Raw genomic sequence first — 11,275 nt, 5'->3', positions numbered from 1 at the left:
GAACCTCTCATTCCACGCGGGACAGGCGTTGGGCATCTCCGGTCTGCTCCAGCCAGAAGCGGCGGATCAGATTGGCGGCGACAAGTCGGCGATAATCGGCAGTGGCGCGCCAATCCGAGAGCGGCTGGAAATCATCGCCCACCGCACGGGCTGCCGCCTCGAAGCTTTCGGCCGAGAAGGGCTGGCCCCGCAAGGCAGCCTCAGCGCCCTCGGCGCGTTTGGGCGTGCCTGCCATGCCGCCAAAGGCGATGCGGGCGTCGCGGATCACCTTGCCATCGGTCGCGATCCGGAAGGCCACTGCCGTCGCGGTAATATCCGAATGCGCGCGTTTCGAGACCTTATAGGCCGCGATCCGGTCGGCGCCTGCGCGGGGAATGACAATCGCCTCGACGAATTCGCCCGGCGCGCGGTCCTGCTTGCCATAGGCGATGAAATAATCCTCGATCGCGACCCGGCGCTGGCCTTTGGTCGAGCGCAACACCACCACCGCGCCAAGCGCGATCAGCAGGGGCGGGGTCTCGCCGATGGGCGAGCCATTCGCAACATTGCCACCAATCGTGCCGACATTGCGCACCTGCCAGCCGGCAATGCGGTTCCAGTAATCCTCGGCCTGCGGGAAATAGCTGGCGATGAAGGGCTGAAACTCGGAATAGGTGACGCCCGCGCCGAGGGTAATCTCATTCTCCGTCACGGAAATACCCTTCAATTCGGTCAGATGGCCGATGAAGACCGCCGGAGAAATCGGGCGCAGCATCTTCGTGACCCAAAGCCCGACATCGGTCGCACCGGCGACGATGGTCGCTTGGGGATGTTCGGCGAGGATCTGAGCGAGATCAGCGGCGTCTTTCGGCAGAATGGCCCGGTCCTGACCGCGTGCGGTCTCGATCCGTTCGGGCGCGACGGCGCTTAGCCAGCCGGTCACGCGGTCGCGTTCGAGCGCGAGCTGGTCCATCGCCTGGCCGCCCGCCTCGGATGCGGCCAAAGCGGCCTTGATGATCGGTTCATAGCCGGTGCAGCGGCAAAGGTTGCCCTGCAGCGCATTCTCGATCTCGACCACCGAGGGCTTGGGCTTGGCCATCCACAGCCCATAAAGCGACATGATGAAGCCCGGCGTGCAAAAGCCGCATTGGCTGGCGTGATGCTCGACGAAGGCGCGCTGGACCGGATGCAGCCCGCCATCGCTGCCACGCAGATGCTCGATCGTGACGATATGGCAGCCGTGGCAGGAGGCCAAAAAGCGGATGCAGGCGTTCACTGGCTCATAGCGCAGCTCGCCCTGATGAAGCCTGCCGACCAGAACCGTGCAGGCGCCGCAATCGCCCTCGGCGCAACCTTCTTTGGTGCCCAACATGCGCTTTTGCAACCGCAGGAAATCGAGCAGCGTGTCCGCCCCGCCGACCTCGGTCAGACGGATCTCGCTGTCATTGAGCAGGAATTTCAATTCGGATCCCATTCCATCCTCGCGCTGCCTAGCTGGGTGAGCTGAGAGTAACCGGAAATTCGATTTGCGAAATCACGGAAAAAGCGTAACACTTTCCACGAAACATTGAAAGAGACGGAGCAATGCGTGCCTTACCTTGAAAGTCTCCGGGTCTTTGTGCGGGTGGTCGACCTCGGTTCGATCACCGCAGGCGGGCGCGATCTGCGGATGTCGCCCGCGGTCGCCTCGAACCGGATCAAGGATCTCGAGACGCGTTTTGGCGTCCGGCTGCTCAACCGCACCACGCGAAAGCTGGTCCCGACCGAAATTGGCCGTGCGTTCTACGATTCCGCCCGGCGGGTGATCGAGCTGCTCGACGAGGCCGAGGCGGTGGTCTCGGGTTTTTCGGGGACGCCGCATGGCACGATCCGGGTGACCGCGCCGCTTGGCCTAGGGCGTCGCCTGATCGCGCCGCTGGTGCCACGGTTCTGCGCCGAATATCCCGGGGTCGAGGTGCGGCTGCGGCTCTCGGACCGTAATGTCGATATTGTCGCCGATGGCATTGATCTGGCGTTTTTCCTGGGCGAGCCCAAGGATTCCGCGCTCAAATGGCGCCGGATTGCCGATTGCCGTCGCGCGCTGGTTGCCGCGCCAAGCTATCTTGCGACCCATGGCACGCCCGAGGCGCCGCATGATCTTGCCCAGCACAACTGCTTGCTGCTGCGCTATCCGCGCAGCCCGGAATATTACTGGCTGCTGCAATCCAAGGATGGCCCGATCAAGATGATGGTGAACGGGCGTTTCGATGCCGATGACGGCGATGTGCTGACGGATTGGGCGCTCGCCGGGCAGGGGATCGCCAACCGGCCGCGCTATGAGGTGGCTGAGCATCTCGCCTCGGGCGCGCTGGTCGAGCTTTTGCCGCAATTCGCGCCGATCCCGGCGCAATTCGGCATGTTGACCCCGCATCGCCGCCTTCAGGATCCGAAGCTGCGCCTCTTTGCCGATTTCGCGGCGCGCGAAACCCGCGGGATCTTTCAGACCGGGGCCTGATCTTCTGAACAAAAGCCCGGGCCTGCGGTTGGGCAGGTCCGGGCCTGATTTTGCGGCCGATCTGGAGGCTGGGCCTTAGCTGCCGCGATAGGTCGAGAAGCTATAGGGCGAGACCAGCAGCGGCACGTGGTAATGATCTTCTGCCGCCATGCCGAAGCGCAGCGGCACGACATCGAGGAAACGCGGGCTTTCGCCCTTGACCCCTTGCGCATCCAGATAGTCGCCGACGTGGAAGACCAGCTCATATTCGCCGGTCTGGAAGCTCTCTTTCGGCAGGATGGGCGCATCCGTCCGGCCATCGTCATTGGTCACCGTGGCGGCGAGGCGGGTGCGCGTGTCGCCGGTCAGCCGATAAAGCTCGATCCGCATGCCTTTTGCGGGCTGGCCCGAGGCCGTATCGAGGACATGGGTGGTCAGATAGCCGGACATGGTCGTTCCTTCTTTCAGGGTCGGTCAGCCCGCCAGCCGGATCACGGCGGCGCGGGCCTCGGTGTTAAGAGCAATAGGGTCGATCGTCTGAAGCTGGAAGTCATCGACGACCGCGCGACCTTCGACATAAACGGCGCGGGGACGCACCGGCGCGCAGAAGATCAGCGTGGCGACCGGATCCCAGCTGCCCGCGCCGGGAAGCTCTGAGATGTCCCAGAGCACGACATCGGCGCGTTTGCCGGGCTCGATCGATCCGAGATCGCTGCGGCCGAGCACGCGGGCGCCGCCAAGCGTCGCGATCTCGAGCACCTCGCGCGCGGTCATGGCCGAGGGGCCGTCTTTGAGCCGCGCCACCAGCATGGCCTGACGCGCCTCGAGCCCGAGATGGCTGCTGTCATTCGAGGCCGAGCCATCGACGCCCAGACCCACCGGCACGCCCGCGTCGCGCATCGCGCGCACCGGCGCGATCCCCGAGGCCAGTCGCGCATTCGAGCAGGGGCAATGCGCGACCCCGGTCCCGGTGCGGGCGAAAAGGTCGATCTCGCCGGGCGAGAGCTTCACGCAATGCGCGTGCCAGACATCATCGCCGGTCCAGCCGAGGCTTTCGGCATAATCGCCGGGCAGCATCCCGAAGTTTTCCAGAGAATAGGCGATATCCTCGTCATTTTCGGCCAGATGGGTGTGAAGCCGCACGCCCTTTTCGCGGGCAAGAATGGCCGCGTCGCGCATCAGCTCGCGGCTGACCGAGAAGGGCGAGCAGGGCGCGAGGCCGACCTGCACCATCGCGCCGGGGTTGGGGTCGTGATAGGCATCGACCAGCCGGGCGCTGTCCTTGAGGATCGCGGCCTCCTCCTCGACCAAAGCATCAGGCGGCAGACCGCCTTTGCTCTCGCCGATTGACATGGCGCCGCGTGTGGCGTGAAAGCGGATACCGACCTCGGTCGCGGCCTCGATACTGTCATCAAGCCGCGCGCCATTCGGGAAAAGATAGAGGTGATCGGACGAGCAGGTGCAGCCCGACAGCGCGAGCTCGGCCAGACCGAGCTGGGTCGAGATGCGGATATCCTTCGGCCCCATCCGACCCCAGATCGGATAGAGCGTCCTGAGCCATCCAAAAAGCGCGGCATCCTGCGCGGCAGGCACCGCGCGGGTCAGGGTTTGAAAGAGGTGATGGTGGGTGTTCACGAGACCCGGCGTGACGACGCAGCCTTTCGCGTCGACGATCTCGGCCCCTTCGGCAACAAGGCCTGAACCGACGGCAGAGATCACTCCGCCGTCGATCAGGATGTCGCCGCCTGCAATCTCGCGTCGGGTGCCGTCCATGGTGACGACACATTCGGCGTTTCGGATCAGCAAACGAGCGGTCATTCAATCTGCCTCATTAATGCGCCTCTGCGGCATGGCCAGCGGCGCGGATATCGTCCTCATTCGCATGAGGTGCGCCGTTGAAGAACCAGTTCAGGCCAACGGCCGCCAGTGCCGCCAGCAAGATACCCGAATGGATCAGCGTATGCACCGAATGGGGCAGCCACTGGTTGAAATCGGGCGCGATCATCGGGATCATGCCGAGGCCAAGCGAGACCGCGACGATGAAGAGGTTGTGCTTGTTGCCCTTGAAATCGACGTTCGAGAGAATGCGCACGCCGGTCGCTGCGACCATGCCGAACATGACAAGGCCCGCGCCGCCCAGAACCGTGGTCGGCAGCGATTCCACCAAAGCGCCCATTTTCGGGATCAGCCCCAGCAGGATCATGATCGCGCCGCCCGCCACGCAGACAAAGCGCGAGCGCACCCCGGTCACGCCGACAAGGCCGACGTTCTGGCTGAAGGACGTATAGGGGAAGGTGTTGAAGAGCCCGCCAATCGCGGTGCCAAGACCATCGACCCGCAGGCCTGCGCTGAGCGCTTTGGGCGTCATCTTGCGCTCGCAGATATCGGAGAGCGCCAGGAACATGCCGGTGGATTCGATCATGGTCACGAACATCACCAGAAGCATGGTCAGGATCATGATCGGATCAAAGATCGGCGTGCCGAAATGCATCGGCTTGATCGGTGCGAACCAGGCGGCCGAGCCGATATCGCCGAAATGCATCACGCCCAGAGCTGCGGCGAGAAGACCGCCGATGATGATGCCCAAAAGCACCGCGATATTGGCTACAAAGCCCTTGGCAAAGCGCGCGATCAAGAGGATCGAGGCCAGCACGACGACGCCGATCAGGATGCTGGTCATCGAGGCATAGGCCGGGTTCGGCACGGTCGGCAGAAGCTTCACGCCATCGGGCACGCCTCCGGCGGCGATGGCGGTTTGCAGCCATTCGGCCTGAGCGGGATCGACGATCTTCGGCGCCGTCGGTCCGACCGGCAGGCCGAAGATCCAGTTGATGCCGACGGGCATCAGGCTGACCCCGATCACGAGGATCACCGTGCCGGTGACGACGCTGGGGAAGAACCGCAGCATCCGGCTGACCAGCGGCGCGAAGAAGATCGAGATCACCCCCGCCGCCATGATCGCGCCGAACATCATGCGCGCCCCCTCGGTGCCGGGGTTCGAGCTTGCGATGGCGACCATCGGGCCGACGGCGGCAAAGGTCACGCCCATCATCACCGGCAACTTGATACCGAACCATTGCGTGGCGCCGAAGCTCTGGATGATGGTGACGATGCCGCAGACAAAGAGGTCGGCGGAAATCAGAAAGGCCACGTCCTTCGCATCAAGCTGAAGGGCGCGGCCAACGATCAGGGGCACCGCAATCGCCCCGGCATACATGACCAGAACGTGTTGGAAACCAAGTGCGAAAAGACGAGGAGCGGGTAAGCGCTCCTCGACGGGGTCGAAACCCTTCGGGGTTGAGTCAGTCTGCATCCTATCCTCCCTGGTTCGGATGTTTTCTTCTTCTTCTTTTTGTCGTCAGTGGCCGGGCATCAAAGCTCGGCCTGCTGGGCTAGTCCTTTCTCGATGGCGAGTTCGAGCACCTTGGCCGCGACCGCGAGATCCTGCAAACCAACGCCGGTGCCGTCAAAGAGCGTCACCTCGGCACCGTCCCGCCCCGGGATCGCGCCAGTCACCACCGCGCCAAGCTCATGGACTGCCTCCTCCGCAATCAGATGAGCCGCGATGGCGTGCTGGGTTTCCCCGATCGAGATCGATTGCGCGACCTCATCGGTGAAGATGCGCGCACGAGCGACCAGCGCCGGGTCAAGCTCTTGCTTGCCCTTGGTGTCGGTGCCCATGGCCGCGATATGGGTCTCGCCCTTGACATGGGCGTCCATCAGCAGGGGCGAAAAGGCCGAGGTGATCGAGATGATGACATCGGCTTCGGCGCCCAGACGGTCAAGCTCGACCGCCTCGAAGGGCAGGCCAAGCCCGGCGGCGGTCTCGGCCAGACGGGTCAGCATTTCGGGATGGGGGTTCCAGCCAATCACCTTCTCGAAGGAATGGACGGCTGCGGCGGCCTTCATCTGGAAAGCGGATTGATGGCCCGCCCCGATCATGCCCAGAACCTTCGCACCTTTCGGCGCGAGATATTTGATCGAGACCGCCGAGGCCGCCGCCGTGCGCAAAGCGGTCAGCAGATTGCCCCCGATTGCGGCTTTGGCGCGCCCGGTATCGGCGTCAAAGAGAAAGATCGTCGATTGGTGGTTGATGAGATTGTGCTTCTGGTTATTGGGCCAATAGCCGCCCGCTTTCAGCCCAAGCGTCAGGGCCGCCCCGTCAAACCCACCTTTAAAGCCGTAAAGCGCATCCTCATAGCCAATGGCTTCGCGCACCACCGGAAAGTTATAGGCCTTGCGCGCGGCCATTGCGGCGAAAACCGCCTCGATCGCCTCAAAGGCTGCGGCCGGAGTCATCAGGCCCGCGATTTCTTTCTCTGCGACAATATACATCAATAGGCCTTTCCGCGTGCTGAAACCGGCCAAACCGATTCCACCTTGCCGTTTCGAACCCCGACATACCAATCATGGACGTTGCAGGTCGGATCGCAATGGCCGGGAACGAGTTTCAGCTTTTCATTGATCGCCAGAACGCCATTCGGATCGTCAATGACGCCATGTTCGTCCGAGCATTTGATATATTTGACATCTTCACGACCATAGATGACCGGCAGGCCGCTGTCGACCGATTGCGCTTTGAGACCCGCATCGACCACCGCAAGATGGGGTTTTGCATGGCTCATCACCGAGGTCAGAATAAACAGCGCATTCTCCCATTCGCCATGGTCGATACGCTGGCCCTGCGCGTCGTGAATGCGGCCGTAATCGGCATCCATAAAGGCGTAAGAGCCGCATTGAAGCTCGTTGAAGACGCCCGAATTGCTTTCGAAGTAATAAGACCCCGTGCCGCCGCCCGAGACAAATTCCGGCTTCAGCCCGACTTTATCCAGCGCCTCGACCGCTTCTTTCACCTGCGCAATCGCGGCGTCGAGCTTGGCTTTGCGATCCTCAAAGGAATCCATATGCTGCATTGCGCCCTGATAGGCCTGAATGCCCTTGAAGGTCAGGTTCGGGGCGGCGGCTGCCGCCTGAGCGATTTCAACGACAGCCTCGGCGGTCTTGACGCCGCAACGCCCCGCGCCGCAATCAATCTCGACGAAAATGCCAAGCTCGGTGCCGTATTTCTGCGCCGCGGCAGAGAGATCGGCGATGTTTTTCACATCATCGACGCAAACCGTCACCGTGGATCCCAGTTTCGGCATCCGCGCCAGCCGGTCGATCTTGGCCAGATCGCGGACCTCGTTCGTGACCAGAATGTCCTTGATCCCGCCGCGAGCAAAGACCTCGGCCTCTGACACCTTTTGGCAGCAAACCCCAGCGGCCCCGCCGAGATGTTCCTGAAGTCTCTGAACATCGACCGATTTGTGCATCTTGCCGTGGCTGCGGTGGCGCATCCCATGGGCCTTGGCGTAATCGCCCATTTTCTTGACGTTGCGCTCGAGCGCGTCGAGATCAAGGATCAGGCAGGGCGTCTGGATGTCCTTCTCGTCCATGCCGGGCAGGGCGGGGATGTCGAAACCGACCTCGTAACCCGCAAAATCCGTTTTGGCGTTCATGATGTTCCCCTTAGTTCCACGGCAGGCGGTCGAGATCGACGTTGCCGCCGGTGATGATGAGGCCGACGCGTTTGCCGGCGAAGAGATCACGGTTCTTGATGATGGTCGCGAGCGGCACGGCGCTCGAGGGCTCCATCACGATCTTCATGCGCTTCCAGATCAGCTTCATCGCCTCGACGATTTCGTCTTCGGTGGCGGTGAGGATGTCGGTCACATGGTTGCGGACGAAGTGCCAGGTCAGCTCCTTCAGCGGCACTTTCAGCCCGTCGGCGACGGTGTTGGGCGCGTCATCGGCGATGATGCGACCGGCGCGGAAACTGCGCGCCGCATCGTCGGCATTCAGCGGCTCGGCGGCATAGATCCGGGTTTTCGGCGAGAGGTTCGAGAGCGTCAGACAAGTCCCCGAAATCATGCCGCCGCCGCCGATCGGCGCAACCACCGCATCAAGGCCTTCGACCTGCTCGATCAGCTCGGCCGAGCAAGTCGCCTGACCAGCGATCACGCGCCAGTCATTATAGGGATGCACGAACTCGGCCCCGGTCTCGGCCACGACTTCGGCAAAGACCGCCTCGCGGCTGGAGGTCGAAGGCTCGCATTCCACGATCCGCGCGCCATAGCCGCGCACGGCATCCTTCTTGGCCTGCGGCGCGGTGCGCGGCATGACCACGGTGCAGGGAATGCCCCGACGGCCCGCAGCATAGGACAGACAGCTGCCGTGGTTGCCGCTCGAATGGGTCGCGACCCCGCGCGCCGCCTGCTCCTCGGTCAGCAAAAAGACCGCATTCGACGCGCCCCGTGCCTTGAAGGCGCCCGCCTTTTGCAGGTTCTCGCATTTGAAGAAGAGCTCGGCCCCGGTCAGCTCATTGAGCATCCGCGAGGTCATCACCGGCGTGCGGTGGACATAGGGGGCGATCCGGTCCCGGGCGGCAAACATGTCGCCCAGGGTCGGGATATAAAAGGGCGCCGCGTCCTTCATCACGCGGCCTTTCTCAGGGCAGCGCCTGCGGTCTGGCGGTAATGCTCCTGCGCCGCCGCAACCCCGGAACCCAGCTGGACCGGCAGGTCCATATCGGCCAGACACATCTCGGCGACCGAGATCGCGAGCAGCGCCATGGCATCGGTCAGGCTGCCGAGATGGCCGATGCGGAAGACCTTGCCCGCAACCTCGCCCAGCCCGGTGCCGAAGGCGACCTGATATTGGTCCATCGCATGGCTGACGAAGCGGTTGCCGTCAAAGCCCGCTGGGAATTTGATCGCGCTGACGCTGTCCGAGTAAAGCTCGGGGCGCGCGGCGCAAAGCTCCATCCCCCAGGCGTGGACCGCCTTGCGCACGCCTTCGGCAATGCGGCGGTGGCGGGCGAAGACATTGTCGATGCCCTCGGCGAGCAGCAGCTTGCAGCTTTCGTTCAGCCCGTTGATGAGCCCGACCGGCGGGGTATAGGGATAGCCGTTGCGGGCATAGCCCGAGGCCATGTCGCGGATGTCGAAGAAGGTGCGGGGCAGGCGGGCGCTTTCGACCGCTGCCATTGCTTTCGGCGAGAAGGCGGTGATCGCCAGACCCGGCGGCAGCATGAAGCCCTTCTGGCTGCCGGTGACGGCAATATCGACGCCCCATTCATCCATGCGGAAATCCATCGAGCCGATCGAGCTGACGCCGTCAACGAACAGAAGCGCCGGATGGCCCGCCGCATCCAGCGCACGGCGGACCGCGGCGATGTCGGATTTGACCCCGGTCGCGGTCTCGTTATGCGTGGCCAGAACGACGCGGATCTCGTGACCCTTGTCGGCGCTCAGGATCTCCTCGAAGCGGTCGGCCGGGATGCCTTCGCCCCAGGGCGTCTCGACGATGGTGACATCGAGATTGTGGCGTTGGCACATGTCGATCCAGCGATGGCTGAACATGCCGTTGCGCGCCGCCAGCACCTTGTCGCCGGCCGAAAGCGTGTTCGAGATCGCGGTTTCCCAGCCACCGGTGCCGGTCGAGGGAAACACGAAGACCTGCGCGTCTTTCGTCTTGAGAACCTTCTTCACGCCCTCAAGTGCGGGGTGAAGGATGCGACCGAATTCCGCTGAACGGTGGTCGATGGTCGGAATATCCACCGCCCGGCGAAGGGCCTCGGGCATATTGGTCGGGCCGGGAATGAAGACGGGGTTCTGGCTGATCATGGCATATCCTTTCCTCTTCATTCCACGTTACGAGCGGTCTGGGAATGTTGCAATTTTTCTGAAAAATATTTCGCAATGACGGAAAAATATGATATAAGCTTGAGAAATCAAAATCTTGGGCTTTTCCAGATCGCAAATATGATTTTCAACGAAAGGCATAATGATCCTCAATGATTCATGGAAAAGAGAATCAACCCCGCAAAAGGGGCAGGCCGCGTGGCTCGGGAAATTCGCAGGCCGAAGACAAGGGTGGGGTGCGCGCGCTGGACCGGGCGCTGGACCTCATGGACATCTTGGCCAGCGAACAGGGCATGACGCTCAGCGAGATCGCGCAGCGCATGGGGCTTGCACCCTCGACCGTGCACCGCGTCCTGACGACGCTTGATGCCCGCGCCGTGGTCGAAAGCGATCCGCTCACGCAGGCCTGGCATCTTGGCCCGACGGCGTTTCGCTATGGCTCGGCCTTCATGCGTCGCTCGGGGTTGATCGAGCGTTCGCGTCCCGTGATGCGCCGCCTGATGGAGCTGACCGGTGAAACCGCCAACCTTGGGATCCGCAACGGTAATGCGGTTCTGTTTATCGGTCAGGTTGAAACCCATGAGACGATCCGCGCCTTCTTTCCGCCGGGCACGCGCTCGCCCCTCCATTCCTCGGGAATTGGCAAGGCGCTGCTGGCTTTCGTGCGCCCCGAGGTCTTGCGCACCTTCTTCCACGAGGCGGTGCTGGATCGCTTCACGCCGACGACGCTGACAGAGCGGGCCGATCTGGTCGCCGATCTGACGGAAACGCGCGCGCGCGGCTATTCGATCGACAATGAAGAGCGCTCGCCCGGGATGCGCTGCATTGCCGCCCCGATCTTTGACATGTTCGGAGAGCCCGTGGCCGGGATTTCCGTTTCGGGTCCGTCGCATCGCATGACCGAGGCGCGGCTCTCTGATATTGGCAGTGCCGTGGTCGAGGCGGCGCGTGCCCTATCGCTCTCGGGCCCGGCAGAAGATAATTTTTAGGGTAGGGGGAAAGGATGAAAGGAAACTTTAATGCTTCTGTGTCAGACTGGCGTTATTGCAACTGACTCTTTTCATCACGCGCGGGTGGTCGTCTCCTTGATGGCCACCCGTATTTTCTCCCGACTTCTCCCGGTCACACAGGGTCGTTTCCG

At 62.8% G+C, this 11,275-nt stretch carries 10 protein-coding genes; 2 read left to right on the top strand and 8 right to left on the bottom strand.

Annotation, left to right across the window (positions count from 1 at the left end; genetic code table 11):
- Nucleotides 1-7 precede the first annotated feature (7 nt).
- Complete coding sequence (gene xdhA / locus JCM7686_RS08220; protein ID WP_020950394.1) at nt 8-1,453, bottom strand: xanthine dehydrogenase small subunit; 1,446 nt, start codon at nt 1,451-1,453, stop codon at nt 8-10.
- Nucleotides 1,454-1,567: 114 nt separating this feature from the next.
- On the opposite strand from xdhA, the gene JCM7686_RS08215 reads away from it, so the two are divergent.
- On the top strand, nt 1,568-2,473 hold the full coding sequence (locus tag JCM7686_RS08215) for a LysR family transcriptional regulator (RefSeq protein ID WP_020950393.1): 906 nt from the start codon (nt 1,568-1,570) through the stop codon (nt 2,471-2,473).
- A 75-nt stretch (nt 2,474-2,548) separates the two neighbouring features.
- Here the strand turns inward: JCM7686_RS08215 and uraH are convergent, their stop codons facing one another.
- Genes uraH through bhcA form a run of 7 tightly spaced genes read right to left on the bottom strand, consistent with a single transcriptional unit; the run spans nt 2,549 to nt 10,116 of the window.
- Entirely contained in the window at nt 2,549-2,902 is a 354-nt protein-coding gene (gene uraH / locus JCM7686_RS08210) for a hydroxyisourate hydrolase (protein WP_020950392.1), read from the bottom strand.
- A 24-nt stretch (nt 2,903-2,926) separates the two neighbouring features.
- Entirely contained in the window at nt 2,927-4,270 is a 1,344-nt protein-coding gene (locus JCM7686_RS08205) for an 8-oxoguanine deaminase (RefSeq protein ID WP_020950391.1), read from the bottom strand.
- Between the two features lie 13 nt (nt 4,271-4,283).
- On the bottom strand, nt 4,284-5,765 hold the full coding sequence (locus JCM7686_RS08200) for a nucleobase:cation symporter-2 family protein (protein WP_020950390.1): 1,482 nt from the start codon (nt 5,763-5,765) through the stop codon (nt 4,284-4,286).
- Between the two features lie 59 nt (nt 5,766-5,824).
- On the bottom strand, nt 5,825-6,787 hold the full coding sequence (bhcD, locus tag JCM7686_RS08195) for an iminosuccinate reductase BhcD (protein WP_041527219.1): 963 nt from the start codon (nt 6,785-6,787) through the stop codon (nt 5,825-5,827).
- On the bottom strand, nt 6,787-7,950 hold the full coding sequence (gene bhcC, locus JCM7686_RS08190) for a 3-hydroxy-D-aspartate aldolase BhcC (protein WP_020950388.1): 1,164 nt from the start codon (nt 7,948-7,950) through the stop codon (nt 6,787-6,789). Before bhcC ends, bhcD begins: the two co-directional genes overlap by 1 nt.
- A 10-nt stretch (nt 7,951-7,960) precedes the next feature.
- The gene (gene bhcB, locus JCM7686_RS08185) at nt 7,961-8,926 is read right to left on the bottom strand and encodes a beta-hydroxyaspartate dehydratase BhcB (RefSeq protein ID WP_020950387.1); all 966 of its coding nucleotides are present in this window, start codon (nt 8,924-8,926) and stop codon (nt 7,961-7,963) included.
- Nucleotides 8,926-10,116 (bottom strand): L-aspartate--glyoxylate aminotransferase BhcA, encoded by a 1,191-nt coding sequence (gene bhcA / locus JCM7686_RS08180; RefSeq protein WP_020950386.1) that lies wholly within the window; start codon nt 10,114-10,116, stop codon nt 8,926-8,928. Before bhcA ends, bhcB begins: the two co-directional genes overlap by 1 nt.
- Before the next feature lie 170 nt (nt 10,117-10,286).
- On the opposite strand from bhcA, the gene bhcR reads away from it, so the two are divergent.
- Nucleotides 10,287-11,123: an HTH-type transcriptional regulator BhcR gene (bhcR, locus tag JCM7686_RS08175; protein ID WP_020950385.1), complete on the top strand. Its 837-nt coding sequence runs from the start codon at nt 10,287-10,289 to the stop codon at nt 11,121-11,123.
- Nucleotides 11,124-11,275 lie beyond the last annotated feature (152 nt).

The sequence above is a fragment of the Paracoccus aminophilus JCM 7686 genome (assembly GCF_000444995.1).
GTDB classification, from domain to species: domain Bacteria; phylum Pseudomonadota; class Alphaproteobacteria; order Rhodobacterales; family Rhodobacteraceae; genus Paracoccus; species Paracoccus aminophilus.
This window is presented reverse-complemented; position numbering and strand designations above follow the sequence as displayed.